The following is a 21933-nucleotide window of genomic DNA, read 5'->3' on the forward strand; positions in this document are numbered from 1 at the left end:
CCCCGCGCTCCCCGGAGCGATGAAAGGACCTCCTGCGGGCGCGGTATCCGCGTTCCGCACGCGAAAAGCGGAACCTCTGCAAGGTTTTCACTCCAGATGCGAGTCTGCCACCGGTTCCAGGAACGGGGTCAGCAGATCCGGCACCGCCTCCTCCGCGAGCCGCAGACCCTCCGATGTGGACACATCGCTGACCGCGTACATGCCGGACCCCGCCGCCGTGGTCGCCGCGACGCTGATCAGCCCGGACCGCCGTTGGAACACCGTCTGCCGCATCCGCCAGCCGATGATGCCCTCCCGCCGCAGCGCCACGGTGCGCCGCACCACGGCGCCGGACCGCGCGACCAGCTGCCGCTCGTCGAGCTGGTGCCCGAGCGCGCGGTAGCCGGCCACCGCGAGCGCGACCAGCAGGACGAGGGCCGCTACCGCGATCAGCACTGCGGCCCACCCCGGCATGATGCCGCGCAGCACGAGCACCACCGCGGTGACCGCGAGCACCGCCCAGGCCGCTCCCGCGCGCACCAGCCTGCGGTGCAGGGCCGCGCGCGGATGTCCGCGCAGCGCCGGGGAAAACGGAGCGCCGAGCACCAGGCCCGCGACCTCGCGCACGGTCGCGCGCGGGGCGGGCGGGAGCAGCACCTTGTTGTCCGGCTGGTTCTCCCCGCCCTCGCTGAGCCCGGTGGCGACGGCGTTGAGCCGCGCGCCGCGCGCCGCCCGCAGCACCAGCGGTTCGGCGATCTCGACCCCGCGCAGCCGGGCTTCCTGCAACGAGACCGAGCGCGTGGTCAGCAGTCCGCGGCGCACCCGCAGCGCATCCGCGCCGCGGGTCAGCCGGAATCCCCACCACATCTCCACGGACAGGGCCAGCGCCCCGGCCGCGCCGATCACCAGCGCCAGCAGGAATCCGGCCGCCAGCACCAGCCACAGCCCGAGTGAGCGCGCGGTCCCGGCCAGCGCGTCGTAGGCGCCCAGCGTGCCCAGCAGTTCGGAGAACGAGCCGATCGCCGAAGCCAGCGCACCCCACACGACCAGCACCAGCGAGGTGGTCAGCATCGAGTAGCCGAACCAGGCCGGGCGCATCCGGGCGAGCTCGTCGTCCGCCACCGCTTCGGCGGTGCCGCCGGTCGCCGCGGGCAGCAGTACTTGGCGCAGCTGCTCGGCACGGCTGCGCGGGACCGCGTCCAGCTTGAGCTCGTCGCCGGACTGGCCGGTGCCGATGGTGACCACGGCCAACCGGAAGATCCGGTGCCCCGGCCCGGCGGTGAGGTCCACGCTGCGGATCCGGTCCCGCGGGATCGACCGGTGGCTGCGGCTGAGCGCCCCGCTGCGCAGTTCGAAGCGCTCGGCGGTGATCCGGAACCGGCTGAAGTACCACTCCAGCGCGCTGCCCCCGGCGATCAGCGCGGCGATGCCCAGCCAGAGCACGGCCATCGTGCCCAGCGCGGCAGGCGAGGTCCCGGAGACGAGCACGACGGCGGCCGCGGGCACCAGCGGGGCCAGCACCAGCGCCACCGAGGCCGCGATCGTCTTCGGGTCCAGCCGGTACCAGTGGTCCTCGGCGATCACGTCGCGTCCCCCGGGGTGGCCTGGGTGGTGGCCGTCAGGTGCTGCACTACCTCGGCGGCCGTCGCGCGGTCCAAGCCGTCGATGGTCAGCGGGCCGGCCGCCGAGGCGGTGGTGACCGTGACGCTGGCGAGGTCGAACACCCGCTGCAGCGGTCCGCGGACGCTGTCCACCGTCTGGATCCGGGACATCGGGGCGACCCGCCACTCCTGGCGCAGCCAGCCCGCCGAGGTGTAGACGGCGTCCTCGGTGGTCTCCCAGCGGTGCACCCGGTAGCGCCACTGCGGCATGACCAGCACATAGACCGCCGCAGGCGCGGTCGCCACCGCGGTCAGCGGGACCAGCCACCAGCGCGCGTCCGCGAGCAGCAGGCACAGCACCACCAGTGCGGTGAGCAGCGGCACCGCGAGCAGCAGCGCTCGGGTCGTCCACCAGGCGACGGCGCGCCGCTGCACCCGGTGCTCCGGTGGACGCAGCCGGACGGGCCGGCCGGGCTGGTCGGGCGGATGGGGCTGGTCGGCGCTCGGCACGTCGAGTCCTCCTCGTCGCAGGTCGCCGTGCAGTGTGGCAGGCCCGTCCCGGCGCGGGGGCGGGGCTCGGCCGACCAGCGCAGCGGCGCGGAACGGCTGCTGGACCGATCGGCTCTGGAACTTGCCGCGGGCGGTCCGATAGACCGGTATGCGCGCGCCCGCGAGGTGGCTGTCGGGGCCACGGGCGCGCGGTCACCGGTCGCGGGGGCCGGTGTCCGCCGGTCGGGAGGGATCCGGCCGCGGGAACGTCCTCGGCGCGTTCGGGGCGCGCCGAGGACGCCCGAACCGCGAGGCCTAGGCGGTGGAACCGGGAAACCGGGAAATTCTGCCGGTGTCGGCCGGGGTTGCCCGCTGGTTATCGTCCGATCTTGAGCGACCTCATCCGACATCCACGGAGGAACGCCATGCCCGCTGCACGTGCTTCCGCCCGGTTCGCGGCTCTGGCCGCGGCCGGCCTCGCCGCGCTGGCCACCGCCACCGCCGCGCACGCCCAGGCTCCGCAGGACGAGCCCGATCCGCTGATCATCGGCGGTGAGGACGCGGAGATCGCCGATCACCCGTTCACCGTCGCGCTGACCGACCCCGGCGGCAGCCAGTTCTGCGGCGGGTCGCTCGTGGCGCCGGACAAGGTGCTCACCGCCGCGCACTGCACCGAGGGCGAGCAGCCCGCCGGGATCCAGGTGGTCAGCGGGCGCACCGAGATGAGCTCGCAGGAGGGCACGGTCTCCGAGGTCACCGACATCTGGTCGCACCCGGAGTACGGCGGGGGATCGATGGCCTTCGACGTCTCGGTGCTCACCCTCGCCGAGCCGGTGTCCGAGACCCCGGTGGAACTGGCCGCCCCGGACGACCCCGGGTACGCGCCGGACACCGACGCCACCATCCTCGGCTGGGGAACCACCAGCGAAGGCGGGCAGACCTCCGACCACCTGCAGAAGGCCGTGGTGCCGGTCAACGCGGACGAGGCCTGCAGCGCCGCCTATCCCGAGTACACGCCGGACGGCATGGTCTGCGCGGGTTACCCGGAGGGCGGCACGGACGCCTGCCAGGGCGACTCCGGCGGACCGATGGTGGTGGACAACCGGATCATCGGCGTCACCTCGTTCGGCAACGGCTGCGCCCGTCCGGACAACCCCGGGGTGTACGCGCGGGTCGGTTCGTACTACGACGAGCTGCAGGCGCAGATCGGCTGACCCCGCCGGACCGGGCCGGGTTCAGCTCCCGGCCCGGTCGTGCCGGTGCAGCCCGTCGTGGATGAGCCACTGGGCCAGCGTGTAGCTGAGCATCACCCCGCCGTCGGCGGCCTGCGACCAGCGCTCGCCGAGCACGAACCGGTCCAGCGCCAGCAGCGTGTCCGAGAGAGCGAAGGTCAGCGCCCCGCCGAGGATCCGGCCCGATCCCGGGCCGCGCACCCCTGTCGCCGCGACGGCCATCGCCCCGATGAGCAGCGCGTACCCGTGCACCGGTGCGCGCAGCTCACCTGCGTGCCTGCCCAGTACCGCGCCGGTGGCGGCGGTGGCCGCGGCGATCGGCAGCGCGTGCGCGGGCCGCGGACGCCCGCCGCGCGCGGCGAACCCCGCGGTGTAGGCGAGGTGGGCCGCGGAGAACGAACCCAGCCCGACCAGGAACGACCGGTCGTCCGAGCGCAGCAGGGCCACATCACCGGCCCAGGAGCCGGCCAGGCCCAACGCCGGTGCCAGGCTGCGCGGCGGTACCGCCACCGCCAGCGCGGGCATCAGTGCGGTCTTGCTCACCTGCCTGCGGCGGGTCCGCCGCAGCAGCGCCAGCGCGACATCGGTGCCCGCCGCGGCCGCGTAGGCCAGCGTTCGTCCTCGTGCTCGCACCCCGTCTCCTTCCGGATCGGCCCGCGGGTCCGGGAGCGCGGGCCGCGCCAGTCTCGCCGAGGACTCCGCGCTTGTCACCCGTTCGGATGGCCGGTGCGGGTGAGCCAGGCGGTGAGCCCGAGCTCGGCGTTGCTGTGCGCGGAGCCGCCGCCCGCGGGCCCGGCCTCGGCGAACGCGGTGGCCAGCACCGCCTCGGCGATCTCCGCCCGGTGCCCGTCCAGCGCGGCGCGCAGCTGCTCGTCCCCGCGCTCCGGGTCGATGCGCCAGCCGACCTCGATCCGGTCGTGCGGGCGGAAACCCGCCTGTTTGCGGGAATCCTGCAGGAACCGGATCACCTCGCGGGTCAGGCCCGCCCGTGCCAGCTCCGGGGTGAGCTCGGTGTCCAGCGCGATCGTCACGTCCTGGCGCACCTCCACCGCCCACCCGGAACGCGGGACCTCGCTGATCCGCACCTCGTCCGGTCCGATCGGCTCCGGCACCCCGTCCACCGCGGCGCTGCCCGCGGCACGCAGCTGCTCGACCAGCGCCTCCGGCTCGGCGGCTTCGATCGCCGCCGCCACCTCCGGGGTGCGGTTGCCGAACCGCCGTCCCAGCGCGCGGAAATCCGGTCGCGCGGACACCGCGAGCACCTCCCCGGCGGCGGAGAGCGGTTGCACCCGGCGGACGTTGAGCTCCTCGGCGAGCTCGGCGAGCAGGTCGTCCGGCAGGGCGGGCACCGCGTCCCCGCCGATCAGCGCCCGGTCGAGCGGTTGGCGCACCCGGCGCCCGCTGCTCCGCCGCGCGGCGCGCCCCGCGTCGGCCAGCCGCCGCACCAGCGCCACCTGCCGCAGCAGCGGCTCGTCCACCGGTCCCGGGGCGGGTTCCGGCCAGGAGGACAGGTGCACCGATTCCGCGGCCGCACCGGATCCGGGCCGCACCGCGTCCTGCCAGATCCGCTCGGCGAGGAACGGCACGAACGGCGCCAGCAGCCGGCACAGCACGTCCAGACAGGAGTGCAGCGTGCGCAGGGCGTCCGGGTCGCCGTCCCAGAACCGCCGCCGCGAGCGGCGCACGTACCAGTTGGACAGGTCGTCCACGAATTCGCCCAGCGCCCGGCCGGCTCCCGCGGTGTCGAAGTTCTCCAGCGCCGCGTCCACGACCCGGGTGACGCGGTCGGTCTCGGCCAGCAGCCAGCGGTCCAGCACCGGCCGGTCCGCCGGATCCGCCGCCTGCTTCGGCCACGGCGCCGACTCGGCGTAGCGGGTGAAGAACGCCGCCACGCTCCAGGCGGTCATCAGCACCTTGCGCACGATCTCCTGCAGCGCCACGTGCCCGACCCGCCGCGGCGCCCACGGCGACCCGCTGCAGAGCATGAACCAGCGCAGCGCGTCGGCACCGTGCGTTTCCATCAGCGGTAGCGGTTCGAGCACGTTGCCGAGGTGCTTGCTCATCTTGCGCCCGTCCTCGGCCAGGATGTGGCCCAGGCACACCGCGTTGCGGTAGGCGGAGCGGTCGAACAGCACCGTGCCGACCGCCATGAGCGTGTAGAACCAGCCGCGCGTCTGGTCGATGGCCTCGCAGATGTAGTCGGCCGGGTAGCTGCGCTCGAACTCCGCGCGGCTGCCGTCGGCGTGCGGGTAGCCGAGCTGCGCGAACGGCATCGCCCCCGAGTCGAACCAGGCGTCGACGACTCCCGGCACCCGGTTCGCCCGCTGCCCGCATTCCGGGCAGCCGAAGTCGATGTCGTCCAGGTAGGGCCGGTGCGGGTCCAGGTCGGTGAAGTCCTGCCCGGTCAGCGCGCCCAGCTCGGCCCGGGACCCGATGGCGGTGACGTGCCCGTCCGGGCAGCGCCACAGCGGCAGCGGGGTGCCCCAGTACCGGTCGCGGGACAGCGCCCAGTCGACGTTGTTGTCCAGCCAGTCGCCGAACCGGCCGTGCTTGACGGATTCCGGGTACCAGGAGGTGCGCTCGTTCTCGCGCAGCAGCGCGTCGCGCACCGCCGTGGTGCGGATGTACCAGGTCAGCTGGGCGTAGTACATCAGCGGCGTGCCGCAGCGCCAGCAGTGCGGGTAGGCGTGCACCAGCTCGTCCGCGCGCAGCAGGCGGCCCCGCTCGCGCAGGTCGGCGAGCAGCACCTCATCGGCGTCCTTGAAGAACCCGCCACCGACCAGCGGCAGGTCGTCCCGGAACCGCCCGTCGGTCCCCACCGGCGCGACCACGGGCAGCCCGTGCTCGCGGGCGGTTGCCAGGTCCTGCTCGCCGAACGCCGGTGCGAGGTGGACGAGTCCGGTGCCTTCGGCGGTGGAGACGTGCTCGGCGGTGACCACCCGGGCGTCGGCACCGGTGTCGACCAGGTCGAACGGGCGGTGGTAGGTCAGCCCGGCGAGGTCGCGGCCGCGGAACTGGGCCAGCACGTCGGCGTCGCCGAGCGCCTCGCCCAGCAGCGGTTCGGCCACCACGAACGCACCCGACGCGGTCTCGGCCAGCACGTAATCCACGTCCGGGTGCACGGCCACCGCGGTGTTGGCGACCAGCGTCCACGGGGTCGTGGTCCAGACCAGCAGTTCGGCGTCGCGCCCGGCCAGCGGTCGCTCCAGCGGCAGCCGCACCTGCACCGAGGGGTCCGACACGTCGGCGTAACCCTGCGCGAGCTCGTGGTCGGAGAGCGCGGTGCCGCAGCGCGGGCACAGCGGGGCGACGCGGTGGTCCTCGACCAGCAGTCCGGCCCGGTGGATCTGCTGCAGCGCCCACCACACGCTGTCCACGTACTGCGCCGACATCGTCCAGTACGCGGTGGACAGGTCGATCCAGTAGCCCATCCGTCGGGTCACGGCCTCGAACTCGCCCACGTAGCGCTGCACCGACTCGCGGCAGCGCCGGTTGAACTCGGCGATGCCGATCCGCTCGATGTCCGGTTTGCCCTGCAGCCCGAGCTCGCGCTCGACGGCGATCTCCACCGGCAGCCCGTGGCAGTCCCAGCCGGCGCGCCGCGGCACGTTGAAGCCCTGCATCGTCTTGAACCGCGGGAAGACGTCCTTGAACACGCGGGCTTCCACGTGGTGCGCGCCCGGGGTGCCGTTGGCGGTGGGCGGGCCCTCGTAGAACACCCAGCGCGGGCCGTCGGCGGTCTGCGCCAGGCTGCGCTCGAAGATCTCCCGGTCCTGCCACCACTCGGCGATGCCGCGCTCCACGGCGGGCAGGTCGGGAGTGGCCGCGATCGCCCGGAACGGGGTGTGCCCGGTCTGCTGCATGCCGCCATGGTCACACCTGACCGAGGGGCGAGCCCGGGCACGAGCCGGGTCGAGCCGATCCACTGCGGATCTGCGGTCAGCGCTGCTTGTGCCGCTGGTAGTAGCGGGCCACCCGGGCCCGGTTGCCGCAGATCTCGGCCGAGCACCACCTGCGGCGCGGGTTGGTGGGCAGGAACAGCATCACGCAGGGTTCGGAGTAGCACTCCCGGATGGTGGTCACCGCCGGATCGCTGAGCAGTTCGGCGGCGGCCTCGGCGAAGCGCGCCGCCAGGCGCTGCCCGGGAGTGCCGCTGCGCACCGGTGCGGCGGTGACGGCGCCGCGGGTCCAGCGAGCCTCCTGGATGGCCGGAGCCGCCCGCTGGGCGTCGTTGAGCGCGCGCAGCGCGGAGGCGGGTGGACGTCGGCCGTGCCGGACGGGTTCCAGCGCTGCGTTGACCGCGTCCCGGATGTCGTGCAGGTCGGCGACATCGCGTTCGGTGAGCCGGTTGGCCTCGCCGCGGCCGAGCACGCCGATCCGGTCGGGTTGGGCCGCCAGCCACACGCCCGCGTCGGCGGCGTTCTCCAGCAGGTCGTGCACCCCGTCCGGGCACAGCGGGCGGGTGTTGGTGAGGTCGACGGCGAGCGGTTCGCCGATCAGCCGCGGACTGGTGCTCAACGGATCGGCCTCCTGGTGCGCGGGTCGGGTGCCGCCACCCGGCGCCGTGTGCGGTGGGTGGCGACGTCCCGGCGGCCTGACCTAATGCTAACCGCATCGACCGATGCGTTACAGCGGTTCCGGCCCGTGCTGCTGGCGAACTCCGCCACTGGGCCGATCGGCGCAATCCGAACGTGAAAGTATTTCGTTTTGGCTCGGGGCTGGCTAGCGTCCGCGGTTGCGCTCGACGGAAAGGTTCGCCATGCCCCGAAGGAAGCCGTCCCGCAGGATCCGGGCCGTGGCCGTGCTCGGCACCGCGGCCGTGCTCGGATCCGCGCTCATCGCACCGGTTTCAGCCGCCCAGGCGCCGGTTCCGCCCGTCCCGGCGGACCTGGCCGAGCTGGCCGAACCGTCCGCTCCGGAGGCGCCGCCCGCTCCGGGTGCCGGTCCCGCCGAGCCGCCCGCTCCGGAGATCGCACCGTCCGCCGAGCCCGAGCCACCCGCACCCGCGCCGGACTACTGCGGCGACCAGTGCGACCACATCCTGCCGCCGGGGCAGAACGGCAACGCCACGTTCGCCGACCTCATCGCGCACATGGTGATCGGCACCCGCCCGGCGCACTCGGACGATCAGCTCGACCAGTACGACCGGCTGGCCACCGGGTACTCCGAGCTGACCAGCGACACCGTCGAGGAGTTCTTCAACGACAACTCGTTCGGCGTCGAGCCGGACGACGTCGAGCGCACCTACCGGCCGCGCGAGGACGTCACCGTCGTGCGGGACAAGACCGCGGGCATCCCGCACATCTACGGCGACACCCGCTCCGGCACCACGTTCGGCGCCGGGTTCACCACCGCCGAGGACAAGCTGTTCCTCATGGACGCGCTGCGCCGCGCGGGCCGCGGGGCGGTGACGCCGTTCGCGGGCGGCGCCGAGGGGAACCGGGAGCTGGAGCAGCAGTTCTTCGAGGTCTCGCCGTACACCGAGCAGGAGCTGCAGCAGCAGATCGACGCCGTGGCCGCCCAGGGCGAGCGCGGCGAGCAGGCGCTGGCCGATGCGCAGTCCTATGTGGACGGGATCAACAGCTATGTCGAGCAGGCGCACGAGGGCCGGTACTTCCCCGGTGAGTACGTGGCCACCGGGCACGTCGACCCGCTCACCAACGCGGGCAACATCGAGCCGTTCAAGCTGACCGACCTCGTGGTGCTCGCCTCCCTGGTGGGTGCGCAATTCGGCGGCGGTGGCGGCGGCGAGGTGGAGAACGCCGTGGCCCGCATGGAGCTGCACGAGCGGTTCGGCCCGCAGCGCGGCGAACAGGTCTGGCGCACCTTCCGCGCGGAGAACGATCCGGAAGCCGTGTCCACGTTGCACGACGGGCAGCGCTTCGACTACGGCACCACCCCGGAGAACCCGCGGGGCGCCGCCATGCCCGACCCGGATTCGGTGGTCGAGCAGCAGAAGGTCTTCGACGAGACCGGGTCCGCGGTCGAGGGTGCCGAACCCGAGCAGCGGCCCGCCGCCGAGCCCGCGCCGCCGGTGGACCCCGAGGATCCGGCCGAACACCTGCGCGGCATGTTCGACGACGGCGTGGTGCCGGGCGGGATGGGTGAGCCGCGCGGGATGTCCAACGCGCTCGTGGTGTCCGGGGAGCACACCGACAGCGGCAATCCGATCGCGGCGTTCGGTCCGCAGACCGGCTACTTCTCCCCGCAGCTGCTGACCCTGCAGGAACTTCAGGGGCCCGGCATCTCGTCCAAGGGGGCCTCGTTCGCCGGGCTGAGCTTCTACACGCTGCTCGGCCGCGGGCAGGACTACTCGTGGAGCGCGACGACCTCGGCGCAGGACATCATCGACACCTACGCCGTCGAGCTGTGCGAACCGGGCGGTGGGGAGCCCACGACGGAGTCGGACCACTTCGTGTTCCGCGGCGAGTGCGTGCCGTTCCAGAGCGTGGAGCGCAAGAACGAATGGGAGCCCAACCTCGGCGACGACACCCCGCACGGGTCCTACCGGCTGGTGTCGCTGCGTACCCCGTACGGGCCGGTGACGCATCGGGCCACAGTGGACGGAAAGCCCGTCGCCTACACCGAGGCGCGGTCCACCTTCCAGCACGAGGTCGACTCGATCATCGGGTTCCAGCAGTTCAACGACCCGGACGCGATCACCTCGGCGCAGGACTTCCAGCGCGCTGCCGAGGACATCAACTACACGTTCAACTGGTTCTACGTCGACGCCGACGACACCGGGTACTTCAACTCGGGCGCCAACGTGCAGCGCAACCCCGAGGTGGATCCGAGCATGCCGATCGAATCCGACCCCGAGTACGAGTGGGCGGATTGGAATCCGGCCGACAACACCGCCGCGCTGACCCCGTTCGAGGAGCACCCGAACTCGATCAACCAGGACTACTACACTAGCTGGAACAACAAGCAGGCCCCGGGAACGGCCGGTGCCGGTGCGGAGAAGGGCGCCGTGCAGCGCGGCGATCTGCTGGACCGCCGGGTCGCCGAGCTCGTCGAGCGCGGGGACGTGGACCGGGGCGCGCTGACCAGGGCGATGGCCGAGGCCGGGGTGACCGATCTGCGCGCGGAACGGGTGCTGCCCGACCTGTTGCGGCTCATCGACAGCGCTCCGGTGCGCGATCCGGAGCTGGCCGAGCGGGTGGAGCAGCTGCGCGCGTGGCTGGCCGACGGCGGCCGCCGGGTGGAGACCGAGCAGGGCAGCCGGGAATACGAGCATGCCGAGGCGATCGAGCTGCTCGACGCGTGGTGGCCGCTGCTGGTGCGCGCCCAGTTCGAACCGGCGTTGGGCGAGGACGCCTACCGGGCGCTGACCGATGTGCTGCAGATCAACGAGTCCCCATCCGGGTGGCAGAACGGCGAGCCCGGGCTGCAGGTGGGGGAGGAGCACCAGGGCTCGGCCTTCCAGTACGGCTGGTTCGGCCAGGTGTCCAAGGACCTCCGCGGTGTGCTCGGCGAGGAGGTTCCGGGCGGCTTCCCGACCGGGATGTGCGGGCAGGGCGACCCGGGCGAGTGCCGCGACGTGTTGCTGCAGACCCTGCAGCAGGCCGCGGAGACGCCGGCGGAGGAGACCTACCCGGGCGATGAGACGTGCGCCGCGGGGGACCAGTGGTGCGCCGACGCGCTGGTGCAGACCGAGATCGGCGGCGTCTCCCAGGAGCCGACCGGCTGGCAGAACCGGCCGACCTACCAGCAGATCGTGGAGTTCCCGCGCCGCCGCTGAGCGGAGCGGGCCGGGCCCGGGTGCAGTCCTCGTGTGGACGGCGCCCGGGCCCGGCCGCGTTGTAGGGGCCGGGGCCCGCGGCGCCGTCCGGCGGGCGGGGCCCCTGCGGGACGCCGCTGACCCGCGACTGCGCGGCGCAGCGGGGCGTGGGATCCGCCTTCGTGTGAGTTCTCGCACGCCGCCGCGCCGGTGCCGGGTCCGCATCCGCCTACTGACCAGGCATCTCCCTCCGGGGAGGGTGTGTCGGAATGATCGGGCCGGGATCTTACGGTGACCACGTGCGGTCATCCTGACGCTGCTCCGGATGGGGAATTTTGTGGATTGTCCGGATGATCCGAAGGTACGGACTGTTCACGGTGTGCCGATCAGGAGTGGTTCAGCAACCCTTTACGGTCAAGAAAGGCGCACTTGCGCTGCGATGCGTAGTATTGAACCCTCCTGTCGATACCGGCATATCACCCATACGGGTACCCTATAGCTCGAAAAACCGGCGGGACGGCGAGTTACGGATCATGAGCATTACAGGATCACCCAGTGAAGACCGCGCCGCGGTTGTGAGCGAGAAGGTGGCCGGCGAGGCCGAGCCCGCCGATCAGAAATCCGCTCAGCAGAAACCGCTCGGGGCCGGCGACGCGAAGACGCAACAGAAAAAACCTGACAAGGGCAAAGCCAGGCTGCTCGGTGTCGATGTCGCGCGATCCGTGGCGATCCTCGGCATGTTCGCCGCGCACGTCGGGCCGACCGAGTACGACCACCCCGACTCGTGGGCCTTCCTGCCGTTCCACGGCAGGGCCGCGGTGCTGTTCGCGGTACTGGCCGGCATCTCGATCGCGATGATGTCCGGCAGCACGGCCCCCGCGGTCGGCAAGGGCTGGCGCAAGGCGCTGGTGCGGATCGGCAGCCGCGCGCTGCTCATGCTCGCCCTGGGTGTGGTGATGAACCTCGTGTTCATCGTCCCGGTATGGATCATCCTCACCTACTACGGCGGCTTCTTCCTGCTGTCGTTGCCGTTCCTGCGATTGCGGGCCGGAGCGCTCGCGGTGCTGGCCGGTGTGGCGATCATCGGGATGCCGCTGGCGTCCTGGCTGGTGCGCAGCATCTACTTCCCGAAGTCGCTGATGGAGACGCCGCTCAACGATCTCGGCGCCGAGCAGCTGAACTCGTGGGCCGGGGCGGGCGAGTTCGTCACGACCCTGATGCTCACCGGCGTGTTCCCCGCCTTCATCTGGATCGGGTACGTGTTCGCGGGCATGGCCCTCGGACGCATGGACCTGACTTCGGAGGTCGTGGCCAAGTGGCTGACGATCGGCGGAGCGGCGCTGGCCGTGGTGGCCTACGGCACCTCCTGGCTGGCCCTGAACGCGTGGGGCGGCGCCGAGCGCCTGTACGCGAGCCTGCAGCCCTACGCCGACGCCGACGGTGTCCCGGTGGACGAGTTCCTGCACCTGAGCCTGTTCAAGGTGCACGGCACCCCGCCCACCGACACGCCCGCGTGGCTGCTGCTGGCCAATGCGCACACCGGGACCCCGTTCGACGGTGCGGGCAGCGTCGGGCTCTCGCTGCTGATCATCGGCGGCAGCCTGATGCTGCAGCGGGTGGGCACGCGGGTGCTCAAGCCGCTCGGCGCGGTGGGCGCGATCTCGCTGACCTGCTACGTCGGCCACCTGGTGATGATGCAGCTGCTCTGGGGCGGTGAGCCGAACTACACCGCGCTCAACGCGTTCTGGTTCATCGTGGGCAGCCTGCTGTTCGCGGTGGTCTGGCAGCGCTGGTACGGGCAGGGGCCGCTGGAGAAGCTGGTGGCCAAGATTTCGTCCTCGGCCACCCGCGCGGTGCGCTGAGGTCGTCCGCGAGCCACGAGCCCCGGGGCGGTACCGGCCGCCCCGGGGTTCTCGTGTTCACTCCGGGAGCAGCCGCCGGGTGTACCCGGCGGTGACGAGCCGGGCGAACGCGCGCTGCACCGGTTCCGGCACGTCCTGCTCGACCGCGAACCCGCGGCGGGCGTAGCTGGTGATCCGCTGGGTGTCGCCGACCAGCATGCTGATCACCCGCTCGGCGTCCCCGACGGCCTGCACGTGCTCGTCCAGCGTCTGCGGCTGAGCCGTGCAGCCGAATTCCACCTCCGGCCAGAGCTTGCGGGCCGTGGCGAGGGCTCGCCGCTGCTGGTACGGCTTGCTGACCAGCAGCGCCGATCCGACGTGCACCCCGCGCTCGCGCAGCAGATCCCGGGTCAGCGCGATGTTCTCCCCGGTGTTGCGCGCGTCCGGCTCCAGCAGGATCGCCTCGTCCGGGATCCCGTTGTCCAGCGCGATCTCCCGGTAGTGCACCGCCTCACCTCGCGGGAACCGCTCCAGGCTCGTCGGTGCGTTCGCGCCGGTGAACACGATGAGGTCGAACAGCCCCCGCGCGTACAGCTGCGCGGCGTGCACCGGGACCCCGGGATCGTGGCTGCCGAGCCCGATCGCGACGTCGACCGGCTTCGGCTCGTGGTCGAGCCGGTGGTACTCCCACAGCGTCTGGACGTCGGCCCGCAGCTGCTGCGGCACCGGGCCGGGCGAGCCCGCTCCCGGGTGCGAATCCGTGACGATCATCCGCGAAGTCTCCCGCTCCGCCCCGGCACGACGCACCCGCCACATCCCCGGACGGAGTGACGGCCGCCTCCGGTGCTCCGGGCCTCGGAGCTGCGGATCATCGCGGGCCCGGACGTGCGCAGGGGATCGGAGACGAAAAAGGGCAGGAGCTGCACGCTTCCTGCCTTTTTCAACGTATAGCACGGGCACGGGCTTGTGGCAAGACCCCGGCCTTGGCGCAGAATTCCCCGGTCATCGCCGGAACCGGCTCTTGGGGAAGCAGCGAATGCGCAATACGGGCAGCAGTGCGGCGAGGTCCCTCGCATCCGACTCCGTGCTGGATCTCCGCGACGTCGATCGCTCGTGCACCGCGGTCGTCGGCGGCAAGGGCGCGCACCTCGGGGAACTCGCGCGGCTGGACGGCCTGCACGTGCCCGCGGGATTCTGCGTGACCACCGGCCCCTTCCGGCGGATCATGGCGGAAGCGCCGTCCATGGGCGGGTTGCTCGATCGGCTGGACCGCGTGGATCCGGACGATCGGGATGCGATCCGCGCGCTCAGCGCCGAGATCCGCGCCGCCCTCGAAGGAACCCCCTTCCCGGACGATTTGGCGACCGCGGTCACCCGCGCGCTCGCCCGGGTGGACGCGCCGGCGTTCAGCGTCCGATCCAGTGCCACGGCCGAGGATTCGGACGCGGCCTCCTTCGCCGGACAGCACGACACCTCCCTCAACGTGGTCGGCCCGCACGCGGTCCTCGACCACGTCCGCCGGTGCTGGGCCTCGCTGTTCACCGACCGGGCCGTGGTCTACCGGCTGCGCAGCGGTGTGGACCACCGCGCGGTCCGGATGGCCGTCGTGGTGCAGGAGATGGTGTTCCCGGACGCGTCCGGTGTCCTGTTCACCGCCGACCCCGTCACGTCGAACCGGAACGTCAGCGCGGTGGAGGCGGGTTTCGGTCTCGGCGATGGCCTGGTCTCCGGCCTGGTGAGCCCGGACGTGCACGCGGTGCGCGACGGCGCGGTCGTCGGCCGGACGGTCGCCGGCAAGCCGCTGGCCGTGCACGCCGATCCGCGCGGCGGGACCCGGCAGCGGCCGGTCGAACCCGAGCTGCAGGAACGACCGGTGCTGACCGACGAGCAGGCAGTGCGGCTGGTGCAGCTGGGCCGGCGCATCGAGGCGCACTTCGGGACGCCGCAGGACATCGAATGGTGCCTCGCCGACGGGACCTTCCAGATCGTGCAGAGCAGGCCGATCACCACGCTGTTCCCCATCCCCGCGGCCGAGGACCGGGACAACCGCGTCTACGTCTCCGTCGGACACGCGCAGATGATGACCGATCCGATCAAGCCGCTCGGGCGGTCGTTCTGGCTGATGACGACGCCCGCACCGATGGTCGAAGCGGGCGCGCACCTGTTCGTCGACGTCACCCGCCGCCTGGCGGGCCGGGCGAGCCGCGCCGAGCTGCTGGACGTCTTCGACACCTCGGATCCGCTGATCGGGGACGCGCTGCGGACCGTCGCCGATCGCGGCTTCGTCGCCCCGGTGGAGGACGAGTCCACCGATCCGCCGGTGCCGATCAGCACCGACCCGGCGGAACCGATCGAGACCGACCCGGCGGTCGTCGCCGAGCTGGTGCAGCGCGCCGAGCGGTCCACGGCCGCGCTGCGGCGCGAGATCCGCGCGAAGTCCGGTACCGAGCTGCTCGACTTCATCCGGGACGACATCGGGGAACTGCAGCGGCTCCTGTTGGATCCGCGCAGCCACCAGGCGGTCCTGGCGTCCATGGACGCCGCGTCGTGGCTCAACGAACGGCTGCACGCGTGGCTGGGCGAGCAGAACGCCGCCGACGTGCTCACCCGGTCCGTCCCGGACAACATCACCTCGGAGATGGGTCTGGCCCTCCTGGACGTCGCCGACGCGATCCGCCCGCATCCGGAGGTGGTGGCGTTCCTGCGCGACGTCGCCGACGACGACTTCCTGGACGAGCTGCCCGACCTCCCCGGTGGGCGGGCAGCGCGGGACGCCATCCGCGGCTGGCTCGACCGGTACGGCATGCGGTGCGTCGGCGAGATCGACATCACCCGGCCGCGGTGGAACGAGCAACCCGCGGGCATCGTCCCGGCGATCCTCGGCAACATCGACAACGTCGAACCAGGCGCCGGGAAGCGGCGTTTCGAACAGGGGCGGCGGGAAGCGCGGGAGAAGGAGCAGGAGCTGCTGCGGCGCCTGCGTGCCCTGCCGGGCGGAGAGGCGAAAGCCGCGGAGGTGAAACCGGTGATCGACCGCCTCCGCACGTTCGCCGGGTACCGCGAATACCCGAAGTTCTGCATGGTCAACCGGTTTTCGCTGTACAAGCAGGCTCTGCTGGGCGAGGCCGGGCGCCTCGTGCGCGAGGGGGCGCTGGACGGGCCGGAGGACGTCTTCTTCCTGGCGTTCCCGGAACTGCACGACGTCGTGCGCACCGGGCGCGTCGACCCGGAGCTCATCGCGCGGCGCCGGGCGGCGTTCGAGGCGCAGCGGGTGCGCACCCCGCCCCGGGTGCTCACCTCGGAAGGCGAGGCCGTGGCCGGTTCGTACCGCCGCGCGCAGGCACCGCCGGATGCGCTCGTCGGCCTGCCGGTGTCCACCGGAACCGTGCAGGGACGCGCCCGCGTCGTCGGAGACATGGCGGAGGCCGAGCTCGAAACCGGCGACATCTTGGTCACGGCCTACACGGATCCGAGCTGGTCGCCGGTGCTCGTCACGGCCGCCGGGCTGGTGACCGAAGTCGGCGGCCAGATGACGCACGGTTCGGTGATCGCCCGGGAGTACGGCGTACCGGCCGTCGTCGGTGTCCAGCACGCCACCCGGCTGATCCGGGACGGGCAGCGGATCCGCCTGGACGGCACGAACGGATACGTCGAGCTCCTGCCCTAGGCGGGCCGCTCAGCGCCAGAGCACCCGCGCCCTGCGCCGGCTGCCGAATCCGAGCCCGTGGCGGTAGATCTCGTGCGGGCCGCCGGCGGTGCGGCCATTCGGGCCATTCGCGCGATCACGCGCCCGTTCGGGGTGCGAGATCCCTACTCTGCAGGGGCGGACATCCGCGACGCGACCCTTGGGGGAGGGTATGGACGAGAACATCCTCGATCCGGACGGTGCCCGGGAGAAGCTGGCCGCGTGGAAGGACCGCGTCGAGCAGGTCGCCGCGGACACTCGGACGATGAGCGACCGGCTGCAGGAGGTCCGGGTCACCGCGGCCGACCCGAGCGGGCTCGTCGAGGTGACCATCGACTCCACCGGCGCCCTGGTCGATCTCACGCTGACCAGCCGGATGCAGCGCACCAAGCCGGACGTGGTCTCCCGGACGGTCATGGAAACCCTGGCCGAGGCGAAGAACCGGCTCGCCGACCGGTCCCAGGAGATCATCGCCGAGACGGTGGGCACCGAATCCCCCGCGGCGCGCGCGATCGCCGAATCGGTGGGCAACCACCTGCGCACCGACCCGGAGGAGAGCGCGGCGGCCCCGGCACCGGAACCCGATGAGGACGACGAGAACCGGTCCTTCCTGGAGAAGTGGTGACCATGGGCGGGTACGACGTCAGCGCGGAGCAGATCCGGGCGCACGCGGGCAAGGTCGAGGAGATCGAGGCGCGGTTCGACGCGGTGCGGGACGCCAGTTCGCACATCCAGCAGGACGATCAGGCTTACGGGCTGTTGTGCGGGTGGATCGCCGGGATCCTCGAAGGCCGGCACACCAGGCAGGACGAGCTGGTCGACTTCGTGGCGGAGAACCTCTCGCTCGCCGCGGAATCGCTGCGGGCGGTCGCCGACGACTACCAGGGCCTCGACGAGGACAACGCGGACCTGCTGCAGTCCTCCGGCGGGGACCGGTTATGAGCGACGATTCGCTGGTCGCGGATGTCGAGTCCTCCCGCCAGCCGTGGACCGGTGCCGGAACGGCCGAGAGCATCGAGGGCCTGGTCACCGCGATCCAGAGCGAGGACTGGGTGGCCGGCGCGCTGGCCGGGATGGGCGTGGGTCTGGAAGTCGCGTCGGCCGTGCTGGACCCGTTCAGCGCGCTGCTGTCCAACGGCATCGGCTGGGCGATGGAGTATTTCGAGCCGCTGCGCGAGATCCTCGACCAGCTGACCGGCATCCCGGACGTGGTGCAGTCGCATGCCGATACCTGGACCAACATGGCCGACGAACTCGGCGCCATGTCCGAAGACCTCAAATCGAGCCTGGAAAGCGATCTCCCCGGCTGGACCGGCGAGGCGTCCGAGGCGTACCAGGCGATGATGGCCAACAACGTGGACGCCATCGGCGGTCTGGCCTCGGTCTCGGCGGCGATGGCCGCGGCCACCGAAGGTGCCGGCGGCCTGGTGGAGATGACCCGCGAAATCGTCCGCGACTTGATCGCCGACCTGGTGGCTCGGGTGGTCGTGTGGGCGGTCGAAGCGATCTTCGTGGTGACGATCCCGGTGATCGCTGCCCAGATCACCGCGGCGGTCGTCAAGTGGGTGGGCCGCATCTTCACCTACGTGACGAGCCTGATCGACAGCCTCACGAACCTGAGCAAGCTGCTGAACGGATGAGGGGGAATCCGTGGCACCGGGAAAGCCCAGAGGAGGAAGTGGCGGCGACGACGGAGGGGGCGGCTCCGGCAACCGGCGTCCGCGCGGGAGCGGCGGAGACGGGAGCTCCAGCGTCTCCGCCGGTCAGGACTCCGTCCAGGAAGCGGCCCGCGGCGGCCGAGGCAGCGCGGGCTCGAACGGCCAGGGTCCTCCGGCGGGCACGACCCCGGCCGGCACCGGCCCGCCGTCGAACGGCTCGACGACGCCCGGGGGCAACCGGGACCGCGGCGGAGACGACTCGCTGAGCGAGCGGTCCGACGACCCGCAGAGCCCGACCAGGGATGGGGAAGACCGGACCACGCAGGGCGATCCGATCGATATCGCCACCGGCGAGATGATCATGCAGCACACCGATGTGTCGTTGCAGTCGGTGCTGCCCCTGGTGCTGAAGCGGACGCACCTGTCGTCGTACCGCGTCGGCAGGCATTTCGGCCCGTCTTGGACGTCCACATTGGACCAGCGATTGGAGTTCGGGAGCGCCGGCGTCTCGTTCGCCGCGGAAGACGGCAAGCTGCTGCTGGCCCCGACACCGGCGGTCGGTGCGACCGTGACGTTCGGCGGTTCGCGCCATGAACTCACCCGGCACGATGACGGCAGCTGCACCCTCGCGGAATCCGAATCCGGGCGGAAGCTGCTGTTCACCGGGGCCGGCGCCGTCCTGTCGCTGACCGCGATCGTGGATCGCAACGAGCACCGCATCGAGGTCGACCGCGACGCGGAGGACACGCCTGTCGAGGTGCGGCATTCGGGCGGCTACCGCATCCGTGTCGAGTCGGATGACGGCCTGGTCACGGCGTTGTACCTCCGGGAAGCGGACAACGGCGAGGACGTGCTGCTGCGGCGCTACACCTACGAGGACCGCCGGCTCACCGGCGTGATCAACGCTTCGGGCCTGCCGATGCGCTTCACCTACGACCGCGCGGGCCGCATCACGAGCTGGACCGACCGCAACGACGCGTGGTACCGCTTCGTCTACGACCACGAAGGCCGGGTCATCGCAGGTGAGGGCTCCGGCGGCTTCCTCAGCGGCACCATGGAGTACGACCGCGAGAACCGGATCACCACCTGGACGAACTCGCAGGGCGCCCGCACCACATACCACCTCAACGATGCGGGCCAGGTGCTCCGGCAGATCGACCCGCTGGGCGCCGAGACGCACTCCGAATGGGACGAGCACGACCGCCTGCTCTCCCGCACCGACCCCCTCGGCCGCACGACCCGCTACGAGTACGACGAAGCGGGCAACCTGACCGCGGTCACCCGCCCGGACGGCAGCCAAGCCCGCGTCGAGTACAACGAGCTCCGGCTCCCGATCACGATCATCGCGCCGGACGGCACGGTGTCGCGCCGCGAGTACGACGAGCGCGGGAACCTCACCAGAGCGGTTGATCAGATCGGTGCCACGACGGACTATACCTACGGTGAGCGGGGCAACCTCGTCTCGATCACCGACGCTCTCAGTGGTGTACGCGTAGTGGAAATCAACGCGGCCGGGTTAATCATTGCCATGACCGACCCTTCGGGCAACACCACGCGCTACGAGCGCGATGCCTTCGGCCGGGCGATGGCGATGATCGACCCATTGGGTTCGGCCACACGGTACGGCTGGACCATCGACGGTGAACCTGCGTGGCAGATGTCGCCGACTGGTGCCATCGAGAAGTGGTTGTATGACGCCGAGGGCAATTTGCGTACGCATATCGATGCTCTCGGGCAAGCCACGTACATCGAGTACACGGGTCTCGACCTGCCTGCAGTGGAAAATCGTCCGGACGGAACTCAGCTGGGATTTAGCTATGACACTGAGCTCAGGTTGGCCAGTGTCACGAACGAGCAAGGGTTGATCTGGCGATACGCGTACGATGCTGCCGGAAACCTCGCACAGGAGACCGACTTCAACGGACGCCTGGTCGTCTACCGGCATGACCGAGCAGGTCAGCTCGTGCAACGGACCAACGGTGCCGGGGAGACAACGCATTTCGTTCGCGACGCACTGGGTCAAGTCATCGAACGTCGGGGCGAAGGCGGAACTGCGACGTTCAACTACGACGAGCTTGGCCGCCTCATCGAGGCGATGAATGCGTACGCCCAGGTAACGTTGCGCCGCGATCCGCTCGGCCGGGTGCTCACCGAAACGACTAATGGCCGGACCGTCTCTTCGGTGTACGACGTGCTCGGGCGCCGCGTTCGTCGGCGAACCCCTGCCGGTTTGGAGAGCAGCTGGGAATTCAATCCAAACGGCCAGCCAATTGCGCTGTGCACAGCGGGGCGCATACTGCGGTTCGACTACGACGCTGCGGGACACGAGGTGCACCGAGTGCTCGGCCCGGGAGCCGTGCTGAAGCAAACGTGGGGCGGGAACCACGAATTGCTCAGGCAGCAGGTCCACGGCGGTGGTGACCGGCAGGTGCAAAACCGGGCGTACTCATATCGAGCGGATGGTGTGTTGACCGGTGTCAACGACCAACTCACCGGACCACGCACCTTCCAACTCGACCGTCGAGGCCGGGTCACCGCGGTCCAGGGGCGGGAGTGGGTTGAACGTTATGCCTATGACCAAGCGGGAAATATCACGAGTGCGTCCTGGCCGACCGCTGACGGGGTGCAGGAGCCGGATGCGATAGGGGATCGTGAGTACAACGGGACGTTGGTCCGTGCCGCGGGCAATGTCCGCTACGAACACGATGCGCAGGGACGGGTTGTACTGCGGCAGCGCAAGCGGCTGTCCCATAAGCCGGAAACCTGGCGCTATTTCTGGGACTCCGATGACCGTCTGGTCGACATCCGCACCCCGGACGGAACCCGATGGCACTACCGGTACGACCCGCTCGGACGTCGGATCGCCAAACAACGTATAACCTCGGACGGGGCACGCCTCCTCGAACAGATCGAGTTTACCTGGGACGACACCGTTCTCGTCGAACAGGGGCACACAGCTGAAAGCGCCCCATCAGTCGTGCGCATTACGTCGTGGGATCACGAGCCCGGCACGTTCCGGCCGCTCGCCCAATCCGAGCGAACCGTCGTTCGGGACGCGCCGCAGCCGTGGATCGACGAGCAGTTCTACTCCATCATCACCGATCTTGTAGGGATGCCGGTGGAACTTGTCAACGACCAGGGTGGAATCGCCTGGTTCCATCGGACCAACCTGTGGGGCAATACCGTTGCGCAGAGCCGCGCCGGCGCCTATACGCCGTTGCGGTTCCCGGGGCAATACCATGATCCGGAGACCGGGTTCAACTACAATTACCACCGGCATTACGATCCGCAGACCGGCAGGTTCGGCAGTGCGGACCCGATCGGGCTGGTAGGTGGTGTCAACCCGCACACGTATGTCTCGAATCCGAGTATCTGGTTCGACCCGCTTGGTTTGTCCTGCGAACCGAAAAAGCGGGGGCCGAAACCGTTCGGGGAAGGACCCCACAACCAGACGATCAAAGCGGAAGCGGACAAGGTTACCGATGGCACGGTCGTGGCGGGAGGTCAACGACGTGAACTTCCAGAAGCCGTAGTCGCCACCCCTGGCGGTCATAAGGGGTCGCGGCGTCCTGACATACTGGTGCAGCGAGACGACGGCAGCGAATACGGGATCAACGTCGGCAAGCAGCGGAAGGACGGTACTCCGATCAAGCGGGAGGAGGAAGCGATCCAAGACCTGGAAGGTGCCGGAGTCCCAATGACTTTCGTTCCGTACAACTGAAAGTGAC

General features: G+C 71.0%; 14 protein-coding genes. 8 read left to right on the forward strand and 6 right to left on the reverse strand.

Going from position 1 to position 21933, the window contains the following annotated elements; genetic code table 11:
* Positions 1-87 precede the first annotated feature (87 nt).
* Positions 88-1563, reverse strand: coding sequence for a PH domain-containing protein (locus IQ251_RS16665; protein WP_193929536.1), 1476 nt, complete (start codon positions 1561-1563; stop codon positions 88-90).
* Entirely contained in the window at positions 1560-2090 is a 531-nt protein-coding gene (locus tag IQ251_RS16670; RefSeq protein WP_193929537.1) for a PH domain-containing protein, read from the reverse strand. Before IQ251_RS16670 ends, IQ251_RS16665 begins: the two co-directional genes overlap by 4 nt.
* Before the next feature lie 404 nt (positions 2091-2494).
* Between IQ251_RS16670 and IQ251_RS16675 the strand changes: the two genes are divergently transcribed.
* A complete protein-coding gene (locus IQ251_RS16675; RefSeq protein WP_193929538.1) occupies positions 2495-3283 on the forward strand; it encodes a S1 family peptidase in 789 nt (262 codons plus the stop codon).
* 21 nt (positions 3284-3304) lie between these two features.
* Here the strand turns inward: IQ251_RS16675 and IQ251_RS16680 are convergent, their stop codons facing one another.
* The 3 genes from IQ251_RS16680 to IQ251_RS16690 form a co-directional block, all read right to left on the reverse strand.
* Positions 3305-3934: a lysoplasmalogenase gene (locus IQ251_RS16680; protein WP_370591460.1), complete on the reverse strand. Its 630-nt coding sequence runs from the start codon at positions 3932-3934 to the stop codon at positions 3305-3307.
* Positions 3935-4008: 74 nt separating this feature from the next.
* Positions 4009-7164, reverse strand: a complete 3156-nt coding sequence (gene ileS, locus IQ251_RS16685) for an isoleucine--tRNA ligase (protein WP_193929539.1) — start codon at positions 7162-7164, stop codon at positions 4009-4011.
* Between the two features lie 76 nt (positions 7165-7240).
* Positions 7241-7819 (reverse strand): CGNR zinc finger domain-containing protein, encoded by a 579-nt coding sequence (locus IQ251_RS16690; protein WP_228047244.1) that lies wholly within the window; start codon positions 7817-7819, stop codon positions 7241-7243.
* Positions 7820-8060: 241 nt separating this feature from the next.
* Here IQ251_RS16690 and IQ251_RS16695 point away from each other — a divergent pair, with 241 nt between their 5' ends.
* Together IQ251_RS16695 and IQ251_RS16700 are read left to right on the forward strand one after the other, a co-directional pair.
* Positions 8061-11042: a penicillin acylase family protein gene (locus IQ251_RS16695; RefSeq protein WP_193929540.1), complete on the forward strand. Its 2982-nt coding sequence runs from the start codon at positions 8061-8063 to the stop codon at positions 11040-11042.
* A 554-nt stretch (positions 11043-11596) separates the two neighbouring features.
* A complete protein-coding gene (locus IQ251_RS16700) occupies positions 11597-12883 on the forward strand; it encodes a DUF418 domain-containing protein (RefSeq protein WP_370591461.1) in 1287 nt (428 codons plus the stop codon).
* A gap of 57 nt (positions 12884-12940) precedes the next feature.
* Here the strand turns inward: IQ251_RS16700 and IQ251_RS16705 are convergent, their stop codons facing one another.
* The gene (locus IQ251_RS16705) at positions 12941-13633 is read right to left on the reverse strand and encodes a YdcF family protein (RefSeq protein ID WP_193929542.1); all 693 of its coding nucleotides are present in this window, start codon (positions 13631-13633) and stop codon (positions 12941-12943) included.
* A 313-nt stretch (positions 13634-13946) separates the two neighbouring features.
* On the opposite strand from IQ251_RS16705, the gene rph reads away from it, so the two are divergent.
* The 5 genes from rph to IQ251_RS16730 all read left to right on the forward strand — a co-directional run bounded on the left by rph (position 13947) and on the right by IQ251_RS16730 (position 21926).
* A complete protein-coding gene (rph, locus tag IQ251_RS16710) occupies positions 13947-16529 on the forward strand; it encodes a rifamycin-inactivating phosphotransferase (RefSeq protein WP_370591462.1) in 2583 nt (860 codons plus the stop codon).
* A 190-nt stretch (positions 16530-16719) separates the two neighbouring features.
* Positions 16720-17172 (forward strand): YbaB/EbfC family nucleoid-associated protein, encoded by a 453-nt coding sequence (locus IQ251_RS16715; protein WP_193929544.1) that lies wholly within the window; start codon positions 16720-16722, stop codon positions 17170-17172.
* A gap of 2 nt (positions 17173-17174) precedes the next feature.
* Positions 17175-17489: a type VII secretion target gene (locus IQ251_RS16720; protein WP_193929577.1), complete on the forward strand. Its 315-nt coding sequence runs from the start codon at positions 17175-17177 to the stop codon at positions 17487-17489.
* Positions 17486-18187 carry a WXG100 family type VII secretion target gene (locus tag IQ251_RS16725; RefSeq protein WP_193929545.1) on the forward strand — a complete coding sequence of 234 codons (702 nt, stop codon included), beginning with the start codon at positions 17486-17488 and terminating at the stop codon, positions 18185-18187. The genes IQ251_RS16720 and IQ251_RS16725 overlap by 4 nt, the downstream gene beginning before the upstream one ends.
* 10 nt (positions 18188-18197) lie before the next feature.
* Positions 18198-21926 carry an RHS repeat-associated core domain-containing protein gene (locus tag IQ251_RS16730; protein WP_193929546.1) on the forward strand — a complete coding sequence of 1243 codons (3729 nt, stop codon included), beginning with the start codon at positions 18198-18200 and terminating at the stop codon, positions 21924-21926.
* Positions 21927-21933 lie beyond the last annotated feature (7 nt).

The sequence above is a fragment of the Saccharopolyspora montiporae genome (genome assembly GCF_015209505.1).
GTDB classification, from domain to species: Bacteria; Actinomycetota; Actinomycetes; order Mycobacteriales; family Pseudonocardiaceae; genus Saccharopolyspora; species Saccharopolyspora montiporae.